Below are 17319 nucleotides of genomic sequence, written 5' to 3'. Positions count from 1 at the left end.
CGTTATGTAAGTGAAAGGTGGGGTTACATGTCACTTCGATTTGTGATTGGTAGAGCGGGAAGTGGAAAAAGTACACTTTGTTTACGCGAAGTGCAAGAAGAGTTAAAACAACGCCCGAGAGGGAAAACAATATTATATCTTGTGCCAGAACAGATGACATTCCAGACGCAGCAGGCGTTAATTGGAAGTGAGGATGTAAGAGGTTCTATTCGGGCACAAGTTTTTAGTTTTTCACGATTAGCGTGGAAGGTACTACAAGAAGTTGGCGGAGCGAGTCGTCTTCATATTGATGAAGCGGGTGTACATATGTTACTCCGTAAAATTGTAGAGTCTCGTAAAGATGGATTATCGGTGTTCCAAAAAGCAGCGGAGCAAAACGGTTTCTTTGAACATCTTGGCAGTATGATTGCAGAGTTTAAACGTTACAATGTAACGCCATCTAACGTATATGAAATGTGGCAACAATTGGATGCGCATAGTAGCAGTGCCGAACAAAAGTTACTAGCGAATAAAGTGTATGATTTACAGCTATTATACGATGATTTTGAACGTGCTTTAATTGGAAAATATTTAGATTCAGAAGACTACCTACAATTGCTAGTGGAAAAGCTTCCGCAGTCTGAATATGTAAATGGTGCGGAAATTTATATAGATGGATTTCATTCATTTTCCCCGCAAGAGTTAGAGATTGTAAGACAGCTTATGATTTGCGGAGCGAGAGTTACGATCACGTTAACGATAGATGAAAAAACGTTAGCACAGCCAGTAAATGAACTCGATTTATTTTATGAAACGACGTTAACGTATGAAAAAATCAAACAAGTAGCGCGTGAAGAGAAAATAGAAATTGAAAAAACAATTCCACTTATGGAACAGCCGCGTTTTCATTCTCCGGCATTAGCGCATTTAGAAGCTCATTATGAAGCGCGTCCGAATGAAAAATTTAACGGTGAAGCGAGTGTAACGATTAGTACAGCTGCGAATTTACGAGCAGAGGTAGAAGGTGTTGCGCGTGAAATTCGTAAACTTGTGGCGGAGGAAAACTATCGTTACCGAGATATTGCGGTTCTTCTTCGTAATGGGGAAAGTTATTACGATGTGATGCGAACGTTATTTACAGATTATAATATCCCACACTTCATCGATGAAAAGCGCCCGATGTCACACCACCCATTAGTAGAATGTATTCGTTCTGCACTCGAGATTATTAGTGGGAATTGGCGTTATGATGCGGTGTTCCGCTGCGTGAAAACAGAGCTTTTATATCCATTAGACGTAAGAAAAGAAACGATGCGTGAAGAAATGGATGAATTTGAAAATTACTGTTTAGCGTACGGTGTACAAGGAAAGAGGTGGACTTCAGAGGATCCATGGATGTATCGCCGTTATCGTTCTCTTGATGATACGAACGGGATGATCACAGATAGTGAACGTGAAATGGAAGAGAAAATAAATCGATTGCGTGACGTTGTAAGAACACCTGTTATTCGCATGCAAAAAAGGTTAAAGCGTGCAGGAACAGTTATGCAAATGTGTGAAGCAGTTTACTTATTTCTAGAAGAGCTGGATGTTCCGAAAAAACTAGAAGAATTACGTATACGTGCAGAAGAAAGTGGAGATTTCTTATTTGCGACAGATCATGAACAAGTATGGGAAGAAGTAATGAGCCTTCTTGATACGTTTGTAGAGATGCTTGGTGAAGAGAAAATGTCTCTTTCTATGTTTACGGACGTTATGTCGACAGGTCTTGAGGCACTTCAATTTGCTAACATTCCGCCGTCATTAGACCAAGTGTTAATTGCTAATATTGATCACTCCAGGTTATCTGACGTGAAAGCAACGTTTATTATAGGTGTAAATGAGGGTGTTATTCCAGCAGCACCTATGGACGAAGGTATGCTTTCTGATGAAGAAAGAGAAGTTCTTGGTGCAGCAGGGATTGAATTAGCGCCAACGACGAGACAAACTTTGTTAGAAGAACAGTTCGTTATGTATCAAATGGTAACGAGAGCATCTGAGAAGTTATATATTTCATGCCCGCTTGCAGATGAAGAAGGAAAGACGTTACTTGCGTCTAGCTTTATTAAGAAAATAAAAAGAATGTTCCCTAATGTGAAAGATTCATTTATTACCAATGACGTAAACGATTTATCACGTTCAGAACAAATTTCATACGTAGCAACGCCAGAAGTAACGTTATCTTACGTTATGCAGCAACTACAAACGTGGAAGCGATACGGATTTGAAGGGAATTTAGACTTTTGGTGGGACGTATATAATTTCTACGTAACTTCAGATGAATGGAAACAAAAAAGTAGCCGCGTCTTATCAAGTTTATTCTATCGAAATCGTGCGAAGAAACTAAGTACAGCAGTAAGTAGAGATTTATACGGAGATATAATTAAAGGAAGCGTCTCTCGTATGGAACTATTTAACCGTTGTGCATACGCTCATTTTGCGCAGCACGGTTTATCGCTTAGAGAGCGTGATATTTTCAAGCTTGATGCGCCGGACATCGGCGAATTATTCCATGCGGCATTAAAGAAAATTGCGGACAAGCTATTGCGTGAAAACCGTACTTGGGCGGATTTATCCATAAAAGAGTGTGAGCATCTTTCTGTTTTAGTAATAGAAGAAATCGCACCGTTATTACAACGACAAATTTTATTAAGTTCAAACCGTCATTTCTATTTAAAACAAAAACTACAACAAATCATTTTCCGTACGTCAATCATTCTTCGTGAACATGCGAAGTCAAGCGGATTCGTACCAGTTGATTTAGAAGTGCCGTTCGGTATGGGTGGTACAGGATCACTTCCGCCGATGGAATTCTCATTACCAAATGGTGTGAAGATGGAAGTTGTCGGCCGTATTGACCGTGTTGATAAGGCAGAAGATGAAAACGGGACGTTCTTACGTATTATTGATTATAAATCAAGTTCAAAAGCGTTAGATTTAACGGAAGTGTATTACGGATTAGCACTTCAAATGTTAACGTATTTAGATGTTGTTACTTCGAATGCGCAGACGTGGATGAAAAAAGGTCACGCAGCATCACCAGCTGGTGTATTGTATTTCCATATTCATAACCCAATCGTTGAGATGAAAGGTGACGCATCTGAAGCTGAAATTGAAAAAGAAATTTTAAAGAAATTTAAAATGAAAGGACTCGTATTAGGAGATGCTGACGTTGTTCGTTTAATGGATAACAAACTTTCAACAGGAAGTTCAGATATTATTTCTGCTGGCCTGAAAAAAGACGGTAGCTTTAGTGCGCGTTCAAGTATTGCAAGTGAGCAAGAGTTTAACGTACTGCAAAAATATGTACACCATACGTTTGAAAATATCGGAAAAGATATTACAGAAGGTGTTATCGATATTGCTCCTTATAAAATGGGAAATAAAGCAGCATGTACGTTCTGTAACTTCAAATCTGTTTGTCAATTTGATGAGTCACTTGAAGATAATCAGTTCCGATCGTTAAAAGATATGAAAGATAGCGAAGCGATGGAGAAAATAAGAGAGGAGGTTGGCGGAGAATGATAGAAAATTGGCCTGAAAAACCAGAAGGTAGTCAATGGACAGATGACCAGTGGAAAGCTGTTGTAGCGAATGGACGTGATATTTTAGTTGCGGCTGCAGCTGGGTCAGGGAAAACAGCAGTATTAGTTGAACGTATTATTAAAAAGATTATTAATGAAGAGAATCCAGTCGATGTCGACCGCCTGCTCGTTGTAACATTTACGAATGCAGCGGCGCAAGAGATGAAAAACCGAATCGGGGAAGCGTTAGAAAAGGTATTAATTGATGAACCAGGCTCTCAACACGTAAGAAAGCAGCTGAGCCTATTAAATAAAGCTTCCATTTCAACAATTCACTCATTCTGTTTACAAGTAATTAGAGGATATTACTACATGCTTGATGTTGATCCTCGTTTCCGTATTGCGAATCAAACAGAAAATGAATTGTTAAAAGAAGAAGTGCTAGATGACATATTAGAAGAAGAGTACGGAATCGAAGATAATACAATCTTCTTTGAACTTGTTGATCGTTATACGAGTGACCGTAGTGATGATGACTTACAACGTATGATTTTAGCGCTTCATACAGAGTCAAGAGCGCATCCAAATCCGGAAAAATGGCTTGATAAATTAGTAGAAGCATATGACGTAGAAGGAAAGACAATTGAAGATTTAGTATATGCTTCTTATTTATTAGAAGATGTGAAATTCCAGCTTGAAACAGCGGAACAGCATATTCGTAAGGCAACTGAACTCGCAATGCTTCCTGACGGTCCAGCGCCTCGCATTGAAACCCTGCAAGCAGATGTAGCTTTACTTGGAACGCTATCATCAGCTGCTCAGGAGTCGTGGACAAGTTTGTATGAAGCGATGCAAAACGTATCGTGGCAAACGTTAAAGCGTATTAAGAAAAGTGATTACAATGAAGATGTTGTAAAACAAGTAGACTCTCTTCGTAATAAAGCGAAAGATGAAGTGAAGAAATTACAAGAAGAGTTATTTAGCCGAAAACCTGAAAGTTTCTTACGAGATTTTCAAGATATGCACCCAGTATTAGAAAAGCTTGTTCAACTTGTAAAAGTATTTACAGAGCGTTTCCAAGCGATGAAGCGAGATAAAGGAATGGTCGATTTCACAGATTTAGAGCATTTCTGTTTACAAATTTTAAGTGAACAAAGTGAAAATGGTGAAATGAATCCGTCAGCAGTGGCGCTCCAATATCGTAATAAATTTGCTGAAGTATTAGTCGATGAATATCAAGATACGAACTTTGTACAGGAATCTATTATTAAATTCGTAACGAAAGATTCTGAGAGTGAAGGAAACTTGTTCATGGTTGGTGACGTAAAGCAGTCGATTTATCGTTTCCGACTAGCCGAACCAGGACTATTCCTAGGAAAATATAAACGCTTCACACAAGAAGGATTGGGCGGTGGAATGAAGATCGACTTAGCGAAAAACTTCCGTAGTCGTCATGAAGTGTTAGCAGGTACGAACTTTATCTTCAAACAAATTATGGGTGAAGAAGTCGGAGAAATCGACTACGATGCAGACGCTGAATTAAAGTTAGGTGCTACCTATCCAGAAGGTGAAGATGTAGCGGCAGAACTACTGTGCATTCAGCAAACGGAAGAAGAAGTAATAGACGGAGAAGAAGGTGCAGAAGTCGAAAAAGCACAGCTTGAAGCTCGTCTTATGGCGCAGCGCATTAAAGCGATGGTTGATTCAGGTTATGAAGTGTATGACCGTAAAAATGATAGTATGCGCCCAGTACAATACCGCGACTTCGTTATTTTACTTCGCTCCATGCCGTGGGCCCCGCAAATTATGGAAGAGTTAAAATTACAAGGAATTCCAGTGTACGCTGACCTTGCGACTGGTTACTTTGAAGCGACGGAAGTAAATATTATGATGAACGTATTCCGCGTTATTGATAATCCGATGCAAGATATTCCGCTTGCAGCTGTACTTCGTTCTCCAATCGTTGGATTGAGCGATGAAGAACTTGCAACGCTTCGTGCTCATGGAAAGAAAGGCTCGTTTTATGAAGTAATGAGCTCATTCTTAAAAGGGGCACCACTTGAAGAGGAGCAAGAACTTCATGATAAATTAGAGTGGTTTTATAACTTACTGCAAGGATGGCGTGAATTTGCACGTCAACAATCACTTTCTGATTTAATTTGGAAAGTGTACGGTGAGACAGGTTATTACGACTTCGTTGGCGGTTTACCAGCTGGAAAGCAAAGGCAGGCAAACTTACGCGTACTATATGACCGCGCAAGACAATACGAAGCAACATCATTTAGAGGATTATTCCGCTTCTTACGTTTTATTGAACGTATTTTAGAACGCGGTGATGACATGGGTACGGCGAGGGCCCTCGGTGAACAAGAAGACGTTGTTCGCATTATGACGATTCATAAAAGTAAAGGGTTAGAGTTCCCGGTTGTATTTGTAGCTGGGCTCGGTCGTCGTTTTAATACACAAGACTTAATGAAACGTTTCTTATTGCATAAAGATTTCGGTTTCGGTTCGCAATTTATCGATCCGCGTAAACGAATTAAATATACAACATTATCACAGCTTGCGATTAAGCGTAAAATGAAAATGGAATTAATTGCGGAAGAAATGCGCGTACTATACGTAGCGTTGACGCGCGCGAAAGAGAAGTTAATTTTAATCGGAACAGTTAAGGATGCAAATAAGGAAATGGAAAAATGGCTTGATGCGAGGGAACATAGTGAATGGTTATTACCAGATCACATACGTGCCGGGGCGTCTTGTTATTTAGACTGGATTGCCCCTTCATTATATAGACACCGTGATAGTGAAATGCTTCTTGAATTAGGACAAGGAAGTATTCCAGATGAAATTTACGGGTATGACACTAGCTGGAAAGTAGAAGTTGTGGACGGTAATACGCTACTTGCACCAGAGCCAGTTCAAGAAGAGAAACAAGAATTGTTAGAAGCGCTTCGTGAGAAAAAGGCTGTGCCGTTAGAAAGTGAACGAAAAGATGAAGTGTACGACAGATTAATGTGGAAGTACGGATATGAGGAAGCAACATCTCACCGTGCGAAGCAATCTGTTACAGAAATAAAGAGAAATTATCAATCAGAAGATGGTAGTGATAACGCCTTTATTAAAAAACTACGTGCACCAATTAAAACACGTCCGCGCTTTATGGAGAAAAAAGGGTTAACGTACGCAGAGCGCGGAACAGCAGTCCATGCCGTTATGCAGCATGTTGATTTGAAGAAGCCGATTACGGTTGAAGTTCTTCAAGAGCAAATTGCTGGAATGGTAAATAAGGAATTATTAACATTCGAGCAGGCGGAAGAAATAGCGATTGAAAAAGTAATTTCATTCTTTGACAGTGACTTAGGTAAAAGGGTATTAGCGGCGAAAAGTGTTGAGCGTGAAGTTCCATTTACGATGATGCTTGCAGCAGAAGAAGCATATCAAGATTGGCAAGGGAATAGCGGGGAATCGATTCTTGTCCAAGGGGTTATCGACTGCATGATTGAAGAGGAAGATGGCATTACGTTAATCGACTTCAAAACAGATACGATTGAAGGGAAATTTCCAGGCGGATTTGAACAAGCGAAACCAATTTTAGAAGATCGATATAAAGTGCAGCTTTCGTTATATGCAAAAGCACTGGAGAAAAGCTTACAACATCCTGTAAAAGAGAAATGTTTATACTTCTTTGATGGGAATCACGTTGTAAATATTGAAGAATAGAGGGGCTTGAAAATGGTAACGGAAAAAACGTTAAGAACTTGTGAACAGGGACACGAGTACTATAAAAGTAGCGATTGTCCAACTTGCCCAGTCTGTGAGAAAGAGAGAAAACCAAAAGAAGGTTTTCTCTCTCTTCTTTCAGCGCCAGCAAGAAGGGCATTAGAACACCATGGAATTCAAACTGTAGAAGAACTCTCAAAATATAGTGAAAAAGAAATATTAAAACTGCATGGTATGGGACCTGCGTCTTTGCCGAAGCTTAGGAGGGCTTTGGAGGAGAGCGGGTTATCATTTAAATAAAATGAAATAGTGCCTCTTCACTACTTACTTGTTTATACCACTATTTGTGGACAGTAAAGCTCTTGCTTATTAAAATTTTATTTTAATAATTTTGAATTAGATAAAAGAAAAAAGTAGGAGAATATCTCCTACTTTTTTTACGCTGTTCCAATCTGATCTTGATCTGCCACATCAGAATCAAATGTATTCGTTGCACTAACACCGTTAAACGTATTCACGACAAACCCAACATTGGAAGCTCCAGATCCGTTATAGGCTTTCGTGTTTTCTTTCGGAGATACGTTATAAAAATCTCCTAAGTTGAAAGAGCCGTTACTGTTTTGCACGACGAGATTTCCTACAACCGAAGGCATACCATCCACCTACTTTACTAAGCTTTTTAATTACTATATGAATTATTGTGCGGAAGGTTCATCCGTAATATATTGGCGGATTTGTATAATACGAGAGTTATTAAAACCATAATCAACATTTCCAATTTGAAAGCAACCAGAATTTAAAAGTGTGCGTAATTCAACGTTATTAACTTCAATAAAAGGGCATTCATTTACAATGTTTAATTTTACATCTGTCGTTCGTTTTGGAATTGTAATGTGTTCATCTGTAAAGATTTCAAAAGCATCAAAGCGACCTTCTCCCCGTATATAAAAAGGAATTTCACGGTGGACGGCAATAGCTCTACTTTTTAATTCCATTTGGTTTGCATCTCCAACTTGAAATACAGCAGCAATCCCTAAAGAAATAATAGAAACATTTTGGACAATAGACACATGATGCAACATAATTTCTCAGTCTCCTTAACCTGGAGTAGGAGGGACATCTGTTACTAATGGTACAAATGGACCCTCTGTAACTGTTTCAAATGGTGTATCGAGAATAGAAGATAGAATGAGGAGATTTGCATCTCCAATTAAAAAGAGTGCGGACGACGATACACCGTTCATTTTAATCTGTCCGACTTTTAACTCACGGTTTACAACGTTAAGGTTCATACATACTTACTCCTTTCGGAAATTTCCCGGTATGTGCTGAATAAAGGAGAGAAAGGCTTTGTCAATATCTTGTTTCATTGCCTGAATAATGATATCTCGTAAATAATCTGGATCTGTTGAAATACCTTCATATGATTGCACTTGTGATAAATAATAAGGGAGTCGATGCTCCATCTGTTTTTTTATGTCATCCACCATCATTTGTCGATACATTTCATCAAGCGGTGTTCGCTCTTCTTGTTCAAAATGGAGAATACGATTATATGCTTCTTCATCTAAGTATCGATGCATTTCTTGGAGGATACCTTGATAAAAGTCTGGGTTTGTTTCAGTTTCAGGGTTTACCTTCAATGTTTCTGTATCCACTTGAAAATCTTCAATTTGTTGTCCTTTTGCTGAAAATGGGTTTAAACCAATATTTAAAGTACCATTTAAATTTTCGACTTTTAATTGATCGAATTTGTATTCCACTTTTCCTACAGAAGAGGAGGGGCGATTTTTTAATTCGTTAAGCTCTTCTTGGAGTTGGCGCACTTGATCTTCTAAATTCAGGATGGCTGCTTGTTGTGTTTGAAGAGCTTGTTGAAGTTGGTGTAAGTAAGTATATATATCTTGATTCATTTGTGAAACCTCCTTTTCAATAGGGAGGGTAAAAATATTCCTGCTATATATTTATGACAAGGATGTCTTAAGAAGAACTAGTTGATGGTTTGATAGAAATAATTTGTCCTTTCGCCTGTAATGGGCGAAGCGGCTCCGTAAATCCGCCCGTATTTGAAAATTTAGATAGGGCTTTAATACTTCCGGCAGTACCAATTTGGAACACAGAAGAGGTTGTAATGCTATCAATTTTAATACTGTTGATGATGATACTTTGGTTTACATAAAAATTCAATGCAATTGCCTCCTTTAAGTTGAGCCAATTATCGCTTGATCGATTACATCTGAATCGTTGACAGTCGTTGCACTTTGATAATTGTAGACAGAAACATTGTCTCCAACGTTGAAAGAGCCGGCCCCGGCGAAAGCACGTGAGTAACTAATAGGCCTAATCGCAAATACATCTCCAATATGAAAAATACCACTTGATCCAATATTGACGATACGAATATGTCCGACCATAGCTGGCATATAAAACACCCTTCGTTTTTAAAATTTTCTTTTCTACTATTGTATGGGCGTTTTCAATAAAATGTGTGTTTTTTTGAAATAAAAGACACACACACGCTATTGCGTGTGTGTGTCGAGTGTTTGATTTGGGTGAAAATCCGTATGTACATGCCAAATTACATTTAAGAGCCTGTCCAGTTCTTGGCTACAATCCACTGTTTTTTGAGAAGTCATTCCATAGCGTTCAGCAAAATAAATCATTTTTTCACGTTTTTTTTCAATCGCTTGCTCAAACATTGAAATCGGCTCCATCTCTAAATGAAATTTTTAGTATATATGTAGTACATATTATACAAAAACTCCATAAAAAAGAAATACCTTCGCTAAAAAAGTAAAATTTCTACATTTTATGCCAAATATAAAGGCGTAACGAATAGGGTATGAGAAGAATATTGTAAAAATTAGCGTGTATGAGAAGGTTTTTTTCTTACGGATGCGAATACAATTAAAGGGCATGAGTTTTAGGATGGAGAGTGGAAATATTGCGTTTTGTAACGGCGAAGAAAGAAGAAAAGGTATTTGTAGGTATTGTGGATGAAGAAGAAAAAAAGGTATTACACTTAAGAGAAGCGCAAAGACAAAAAGGGGAAAAGGTTACAATCCCTATTACAATGTTAGAGTGTATTGAAAGAGGAACTGAATGCTTTGAGAAAGTATGTGAAATTGTAAATTGGGCAAAAGAGAACGGGGAAGCGGCGTATTATCCGTTAACAGAGGTGAAAATATTAGCACCGATTCCAAGGCCAAGAAAGAATATTTTGTGCGTTGGAAAAAACTATCGTGAGCATGCCATAGAAATGGGCGGAATAGAGTCTATTCCAGAAAATATAATGATTTTTACGAAAGCACCAACAACAGTTATTGGCATAAATGAGCAAATTAATGGTCACCCTCATGCAACGGACGAACTAGATTACGAAGGAGAATTAGCTATCATTATTGGTAAGCGAGGGAAGCAAATAAAAAAAGAAAAAGCGCTTGAGCATGTTTTTGGTTATACGATTATAAATGATGTAACAGCTCGAGACATTCAAAGAAAACATAAACAGTTTTTCCTTGGGAAAAGCTTCGATACATTTTGTCCGATGGGACCGTATTTAATTCATAAATCGGTGGTTAATGCGCCGAATGCATTACACATTGAAACGGTAGTAAATGGAGAAGTAAGGCAAACTTCCAACACAAATAAAATGATTTTTTCAATAGAAGAAATTATTTCAACGATAAGTAAAGGAATGACTTTAGAACCAGGCGATATTATCGCAACAGGAACCCCGGCTGGTGTCGGAAAAGGTTTCACACCACCGAAGTTTTTACATGCTGGTGATGAAGTGGTTATTACAGTAGAAGGAATTGGTACTTTGCGAAATGTAGTGAAGTGAAGAAAAGAGCTATCTTGTTAAAAGATAGCTCTTTTTTATGGCCTTGGGTTATAGAGGTAATCAATAACGGAAAAAGTGTAAAGACCAATGAATGCAAGTGTACAAATGCCAAATAGTATAACCGTAAGTGCGCTTTTTTCTCGTCCAAAACCAATGATAGTAAGAATAACAGCAGTCCAAAATGATGCTTTCAGTAGTGTGAATGTAGTAGGAGTTGAGTAGTGAGTAAGCCATGTTGTGGAAAGTAGGAAGCCAAAGAATGTAACTAAAATAAAAGATGTAGCTAAATAGTTAATATGTTTACCATATCTTAATAGCATATCGCACCTCCTTTACGATTTTAAAATACAGAAAATTACAAAATTATCTTAATGTAAATGAATATAAAAAGAAAGAGGTTGTCCCAACATGTCGGACAACCTCTCTATCATTACGATAATACAGCTTTAATTTTTTGGAATGCCCACTCTAAATCTTCTTCAGAGATTACTAGAGGTGGTGCGATACGAATTACGTTTTCATGTGTTTCTTTACATAGTAGACCAGCTGCTTTTAGTTGTTCACAGTAAGGACGAGCTGGTTCGTTTAATTCGATACCGATGAATAAACCTTTACCGCGAACTTCAGTGATCATTGGGTTATCAATCTCTTTTAATTGCCCAACTAATTTTTCACCTAATTGAAGAGAACGCTCTGTTAATTTTTCTTCTTCTAACACTTCAAGAGCTGCGATAGAAACAGCACATGCAAGTGGGTTACCACCGAATGTAGAACCGTGAGAACCTGGCTCGAATACGCCTAAAATGTCGCGGTTTGCTGCTACGCAAGAGATTGGGAATACGCCGCCGCCAAGTGCTTTACCAAGTATGTACATGTCAGGAGTTACATTGTCCCAGTCACAAGCAAATACTTTACCAGTACGGCCTAAGCCAGTTTGGATTTCATCTGCTACAAATAAAACGTTTTCTTTTTTACATACTTCAAAAGCTTCTTTTAAGTAACCAGCTGGTGGGATGTTAATTCCTGCTTCACCTTGAATTGGCTCTAAAATGAATGCTGCTGTGTTTGGTGTAATTGCGGCTTTTAATGCTTCTAAATCACCGTAAGGAATTACAACGATGCCAGGAAGCATTGGACCGAATCCACGCTTGTACTCTTCGTTTGAAGACATAGAAACAGAACCCATTGTACGTCCGTGGAAGTTATCTTCACAAACGATGATTTCAGCGCGGTTTGCTTCTACTTTCTTCACATCGTAAGCCCAGCGACGAACTGTTTTAATTGCAGTTTCAACAGCTTCAGCACCTGTATTCATTGGAAGTACCATTTCTTTATTAGTTAGTTTCGCAACTTTTTCGTACCAAGGACCTAATTGATCGCTATGGAAAGCACGAGAAGTTAACGTAACACGATTAGCTTGGTCAATTAAAGCGTTAATAATTTTCGGGTGACGATGACCTTGGTTTACTGCAGAATATGCACTTAATAAGTCCATATAGCGGTTTCCTTCAGGATCTTCTACCCAAACACCTTCTGCTTTAGAAATAACGATTGGAAGTGGGTGATAGTTATTTGCTCCGTATGTGTCTGTAAGTTCGATAATATCCTTAGTTTGAATCATGATTGTTCCCCCTTTTGTTATTACAAGAAGTTTGTAAATACTCTAAATATTATAGCATTTAAATGTAAAAAAGCGAAACATTTCCTGAAAATAAATGAACATGTTATCATATAGAGTGAAAAAGTGTGAAAAGAGGAGGTAAGGGATACGATGGTACATATGCATATTACAGCATGGGCGTTAGGTTTAATTTTATTCTTCGTTGCGTATTCACTTTATTCAGCAGGAAGAAAAGGTAAGGGTGTACATATGGGGCTTCGCCTAATGTATATCATCATTATTGTGACAGGCTTCATGTTGTACATGAGTATTGTGAAGACAGCAACAGGTAGCATGCACATGTGGTATGGCTTGAAAATGTTAGCTGGTATTTTAGTTATCGGCGGAATGGAAATGGTTCTTGTAAAAATGAGCAAAAACAAACCAACAGGGGCGGTTTGGGGCTTATTTATTGTTGCGCTAGTAGCAGTATTATACTTAGGACTGAAATTGCCACTTGGCTGGTACGTATTCAAATAAAAATAAAACCACCTTATAATCTCAAAGACTTGGGAGATAAGGTGGTTTTTTATTTTATGTCGCATCGATATGCAACTCTTCTCCATTTACTTTCGTAAAACGGAACATATTTTTATTTGACGTAGTGTGACGGACGAAATGGTGCTGCAGTGTACAGATCATTTCGTCGTTATCAAACAAAAGAATATTTACTCCTTCGCGTGACTCCTCTTTCGGTAAGAAAGATAAATAATTATGACAATACATGCAATCATATAAAGAGTAGTGAAGTGATTGCAATGATTCGGTTAATAATGTGAAGACAGAGTCAGGTAATTCCTCGAGCCATTCATTATAGCTAAGAAGTAACTTTTTTCGAATACGTACCATTTCACCATTTTGCAAATGGTGTTGCTCGTTGGCGATTTGTAATACATCTTGTTCATAGAAACGGGCTGGTAACCAATTGTTATTATACAAAATTTCAAACCCATCTTCGGCAATATCTTCTAATAGAAACGCTTCATCATTTTCATCATCAAAGAATACCCATTCATTGTTTATATATTCTACATTACCGACTGTATGAGCACGGGGCTGGTTATATAAAATATGTTTACGTTGTATCATATACGATTTCTCCTTTATGAAAAGTAGTTATTCCTGTTATAGACAGTTCGTGCGTTCTTTATAACTAGACACATCTAGACATAGGTGGGCATACAATAAAACACGTTTTACTGAGTGAGAATGCTATTCCATATGTGGATAGTAGGTTATCGTCAAGTTTTTTATTTTTTAATCCGCACTCTTAGGGTGGGGATTACTGCACGTTCAAGAAAAGAAATAAGATGGAAGGATGATTTATATGTGCGGGATTACAGGATGGGTGGATTATAAACGCTCATTAGAAGGAGAAAGAGATGTCGTTACGAAGATGGCTGAGACGTTAGCGAAGCGGGGGCCGGATGATAATAAAATTTGGATTAAAGGAAATGTCGCATTTGGGCATAAACGGTTAATTGTTGTTGATCCTGAGGGGGGGAAACAACCGATGACTTGTTTAAAAGATGAAACGAATTATGCCATTTGCTATAACGGTGAACTTTATAACACAGAAGACATTCGAAAGGAATTATTAAGAAGAGGGTATACGTTCAAAGGTCATTCTGATACAGAAGTATTATTAGCTTCTTATATTGAATGGAAAGAAGAATGTGTCGATCATTTAAACGGTATATATGCGTTTGCAGTATGGGACGAACAGAAAGAACAAGTATTTATTGCGAGAGATCGATTAGGTGTAAAGCCACTTTTTTATAAATATGATAGCGGACGCTTATTATTTGGTTCGGAGTTAAAAGCGATATTGTCGCATCCAGATGTGAAGGCGGAAGTAACATTAGAAGGGTTATCAGAAATATTCGGACTCGGACCGTCAAGAACGCCTGGCCACGGTATTTATGCTGGTATAAAAGAATTACGTCCAGGTCATGCGATGACATTTTCAAAGAACGGTTTATGTATATGGAGATATTGGAATGTAGAAAGTAAAAAACATGAAGACTCTTTTGAAGAAACAGTAGAGAAAACGCGCTTTTTATTACAAGATGCTATTACAAGACAGCTTGTTTCTGATGTACCACTATGTACTTTTTTATCAGGTGGTGTAGATTCGAGCGCTATTACAGCTATTGCAGCGAAAGAATATGAGAGATCGGGAAAAGGGCAATTACACACGTATTCTATTGATTACGAAGATAATGACAAATACTTTAAAGCAAATGCATTCCAGCCAAATTCAGATGCTCCGTTTATTAATTTAATGACTGAGACATTTCAAACAACCCATCATCGCTGCGTCATTTCGAATGAAAAATTAGCAGAGTATTTAACTGAAGCAGTACTTGTTCGTGATTTGCCTGGTATGGCAGATATCGATTCGTCATTATTATGGTTTTGCCGAGAAATTAAACAAGATTTTGTCGTTGGCTTATCTGGAGAATGTGCAGATGAAATATTTGGTGGATATCCGTGGTTTTATAGAGAAGATGATTTACAATCGAGTGCATTTCCATGGATGCGTTCTACAGAGGCACGTGAACAACTTCTAAAAAAAGAATGGAGAAATAAATTAAATTTACAACAATATGTACAAAGGCGTTATGAAGAGTCGATTCAAGAAGTTCCTATTTTAGAGGGGGAAAGTCCGCTAGAAGCAAAAAGACGCCAATTATTTTATTTAAATATGGTATGGTTTATGACCACATTATTAGACAGAAAAGACCGCATGAGTATGGGGGCAAGTTTAGAAGTACGTGTTCCATTTGCAGATCATCGTCTTGTCGAATATGCGTGGAATATTCCTTGGGAAATGAAAATGTATAAAAACCGCGAAAAAGGTCTATTACGTAAAGCGTTAGAAGATGTACTTCCGCATGACATCTTATATAGAAAGAAGAGTCCGTATCCGAAAACGCACAATCCACACTATACAAACGCAGTAACAGTATGGCTTCAAAATCTATTAACGGATAAAGGTTCGATTTTACACGAACTGTTTGATAAAGAGCAGTTGAGCGGATTGATTCAGTCTGGCGGCAGTGCATTTCAAACACCATGGTTTGGTCAATTAAACACAACCTAACTACATCAAATAAATACAGTTAGGCTGCGATTATTTTATTTTGAAATCTGTAACCTTTATTACTGGTGCAATTGGGTTCTTACCTACACGAGCAGGTTTTGTGACTTCGACTGTAATGGAAGATACAATTGCATTTACTGCTGCTTTCTTAGATTCGTTGTTTAAATTGTACCATTCATCTTTCAACTGATTTAAAAGTTCTTTTATTTCAAGTGAAGAGGCTGTATCAGTTATATTAGCCAGTTGTTTTTGAATTATGTTCTCTTCTTGGGTTAGGGTTAACATATCCTTTTTATATTCGTTCTTAGGAATATCTCCTTCTATGAACAGATATTTTAAACGTGCTTTCTTATCTTGGATTCTATTATATTGTTCTTGTAAATTACTTAACTCTATTGGTTTCTCTTCAGTATCATCAAGATCAACGATGGCGTCTTCCAAGAGGTTTAGAAATTCTTTTTCGATTACATCCTCTGGAACTTGAGGCATATCGCAGGTTCCTTTATGATGTCTTGAGCTACATCTATAGCTCATTACAATTCTATTATGGCTTCTTACTTGTTTATTTCCCAAAAAATGCTTTCCGCATCTGGCGCACTTTAAAACATTAGAGAATACGAAAAAATTATGCAATCTAACCTTGCCTCTCTTTCTACTATCTTGTACTTGTTGTACAGTATACCAAGTATCTTTATCGATAAAAGTTTCGAAATCCTTTTGAGCAATGTCTGTTAGAATGTCGTCTCCCCAGCGAATTTTTCCAATATAAATCGGATTATTTATAATATAGCGTACAGCATCATAATTGAATATTTTCCCTCTCTTAGTCTTAACGCCACGACTGTTTAAAGATTTTACGATGCTTATTATACCTTTTGTTTTAAACATCTCGAATATGTATTTTACAATTTCAGCCTCAGTATGATTGATATATAAGTTTCCTTTGTTTAGGTCATATCCCATGGGTGATTTAGCTCCGTTTCTCAGACCTAATTCAGCCTTTTTGTGCATGGAATCTCTCACACGTTCTGCTGTTGTCTCTCGTTCCCATTGCGCAAGTGTAGCAACTAAGGTAATAAACATTCTTCCGGTAGCGGTTGTTGTATCAAATATCTCTGTGCTACTCTTAAATTTAACATTATATTCATCCATTATTTTTAGAATGGAATGTAAGTCTGATACTGAACGAGTGAATCGATCTAATCTATAAACAAGAATAATATCAAATTGTTTTTTCTTCATATCTTTTATCATTTTTTGAAAAGCAGGTCGTTCTGTATTTTTCGCACTATATCCTTCATCGCAGTAATCATTTACAACTACCCATCCTTGTGATTTAGCATATTGCTCCAGACGTAATTTCTGCATATCTAATGAAATACCTTCTTCAACTTGCATATCAGTAGATACGCGTCTATAAATTACACACTTCATTTGCGCATGC

At 37.7% G+C, this 17319-nt stretch carries 17 protein-coding genes; 6 read left to right on the top strand and 11 right to left on the bottom strand.

Annotation, left to right across the window (positions count from 1 at the left end; genetic code table 11):
* The first annotated feature begins 27 nt into the window (after positions 1-27).
* From addB to QCI79_RS07035, 3 genes are read left to right on the top strand one after another with little or no spacing between them, the layout of a single operon-like run.
* Positions 28-3543, top strand: a complete 3516-nt coding sequence (gene addB, locus QCI79_RS07045) for a helicase-exonuclease AddAB subunit AddB (RefSeq protein ID WP_000058598.1) — start codon at positions 28-30, stop codon at positions 3541-3543.
* Positions 3540-7265 (top strand): helicase-exonuclease AddAB subunit AddA, encoded by a 3726-nt coding sequence (addA, locus tag QCI79_RS07040; RefSeq protein WP_000572259.1) that lies wholly within the window; start codon positions 3540-3542, stop codon positions 7263-7265. The genes addB and addA overlap by 4 nt, the downstream gene beginning before the upstream one ends.
* A 12-nt stretch (positions 7266-7277) precedes the next feature.
* Positions 7278-7565: an RNA polymerase alpha subunit C-terminal domain-containing protein gene (locus tag QCI79_RS07035; RefSeq protein WP_000255727.1), complete on the top strand. Its 288-nt coding sequence runs from the start codon at positions 7278-7280 to the stop codon at positions 7563-7565.
* Between the two features lie 137 nt (positions 7566-7702).
* Here QCI79_RS07035 and gerPF read toward each other — a convergent pair whose 3' ends face one another.
* The 7 genes from gerPF to QCI79_RS07000 form a co-directional block, all read right to left on the bottom strand.
* A complete protein-coding gene (gene gerPF / locus QCI79_RS07030) occupies positions 7703-7918 on the bottom strand; it encodes a spore germination protein GerPF (RefSeq protein WP_001141566.1) in 216 nt (71 codons plus the stop codon).
* Positions 7919-7960: 42 nt separating this feature from the next.
* Complete coding sequence (locus QCI79_RS07025) at positions 7961-8347, bottom strand: spore germination protein GerPE (protein WP_000902319.1); 387 nt, start codon at positions 8345-8347, stop codon at positions 7961-7963.
* 15 nt (positions 8348-8362) lie between these two features.
* On the bottom strand, positions 8363-8557 hold the full coding sequence (gene gerPD, locus QCI79_RS07020; protein WP_001052807.1) for a spore germination protein GerPD: 195 nt from the start codon (positions 8555-8557) through the stop codon (positions 8363-8365).
* 6 nt (positions 8558-8563) lie between these two features.
* Positions 8564-9178: a spore germination protein GerPC gene (gerPC, locus tag QCI79_RS07015; RefSeq protein WP_001070761.1), complete on the bottom strand. Its 615-nt coding sequence runs from the start codon at positions 9176-9178 to the stop codon at positions 8564-8566.
* 67 nt (positions 9179-9245) lie between these two features.
* Complete coding sequence (gene gerPB, locus QCI79_RS07010) at positions 9246-9452, bottom strand: spore germination protein GerPB (protein ID WP_001012508.1); 207 nt, start codon at positions 9450-9452, stop codon at positions 9246-9248.
* 14 nt (positions 9453-9466) lie between these two features.
* Entirely contained in the window at positions 9467-9688 is a 222-nt protein-coding gene (gene gerPA / locus QCI79_RS07005) for a spore germination protein GerPA (RefSeq protein ID WP_001111187.1), read from the bottom strand.
* A 96-nt stretch (positions 9689-9784) separates the two neighbouring features.
* Entirely contained in the window at positions 9785-9964 is a 180-nt protein-coding gene (locus tag QCI79_RS07000; RefSeq protein ID WP_000462845.1) for an aspartyl-phosphate phosphatase Spo0E family protein, read from the bottom strand.
* 245 nt (positions 9965-10209) lie between these two features.
* Between QCI79_RS07000 and QCI79_RS06995 the strand changes: the two genes are divergently transcribed.
* Positions 10210-11109, top strand: coding sequence for a fumarylacetoacetate hydrolase family protein (locus QCI79_RS06995; protein ID WP_001213086.1), 900 nt, complete (start codon positions 10210-10212; stop codon positions 11107-11109).
* Positions 11110-11144: 35 nt separating this feature from the next.
* On the opposite strand, the gene QCI79_RS06990 is transcribed toward QCI79_RS06995, so the two are convergent.
* Complete coding sequence (locus QCI79_RS06990; RefSeq protein WP_000926864.1) at positions 11145-11429, bottom strand: hypothetical protein; 285 nt, start codon at positions 11427-11429, stop codon at positions 11145-11147.
* 110 nt (positions 11430-11539) lie between these two features.
* Positions 11540-12730 carry an ornithine aminotransferase gene (gene rocD, locus QCI79_RS06985; RefSeq protein ID WP_000616658.1) on the bottom strand — a complete coding sequence of 397 codons (1191 nt, stop codon included), beginning with the start codon at positions 12728-12730 and terminating at the stop codon, positions 11540-11542.
* 150 nt (positions 12731-12880) lie between these two features.
* On the opposite strand from rocD, the gene QCI79_RS06980 reads away from it, so the two are divergent.
* Positions 12881-13249 (top strand): YisL family protein, encoded by a 369-nt coding sequence (locus QCI79_RS06980; protein ID WP_000233495.1) that lies wholly within the window; start codon positions 12881-12883, stop codon positions 13247-13249.
* Between the two features lie 54 nt (positions 13250-13303).
* Here QCI79_RS06980 and QCI79_RS06975 read toward each other — a convergent pair whose 3' ends face one another.
* Complete coding sequence (locus tag QCI79_RS06975) at positions 13304-13858, bottom strand: DUF2777 domain-containing protein (protein ID WP_000616049.1); 555 nt, start codon at positions 13856-13858, stop codon at positions 13304-13306.
* Positions 13859-14096: 238 nt separating this feature from the next.
* On the opposite strand from QCI79_RS06975, the gene asnB reads away from it, so the two are divergent.
* Complete coding sequence (gene asnB / locus QCI79_RS06970; protein WP_000333967.1) at positions 14097-15875, top strand: asparagine synthase (glutamine-hydrolyzing); 1779 nt, start codon at positions 14097-14099, stop codon at positions 15873-15875.
* 30 nt (positions 15876-15905) lie between these two features.
* On the opposite strand, the gene QCI79_RS06965 is transcribed toward asnB, so the two are convergent.
* Positions 15906-17309: a recombinase family protein gene (locus QCI79_RS06965; RefSeq protein ID WP_016097900.1), complete on the bottom strand. Its 1404-nt coding sequence runs from the start codon at positions 17307-17309 to the stop codon at positions 15906-15908.
* Between the last annotated feature and the right edge of the window lie 10 nt (positions 17310-17319).

This window comes from Bacillus cereus group sp. MG1 (assembly GCF_040460035.1).
GTDB classification, from domain to species: Bacteria; Bacillota; Bacilli; order Bacillales; family Bacillaceae_G; genus Bacillus_A; species Bacillus_A cereus.
The sequence above is the reverse complement of the archived record's forward strand: the minus strand, read 5'-3'. Positions and strand labels throughout refer to the sequence as shown.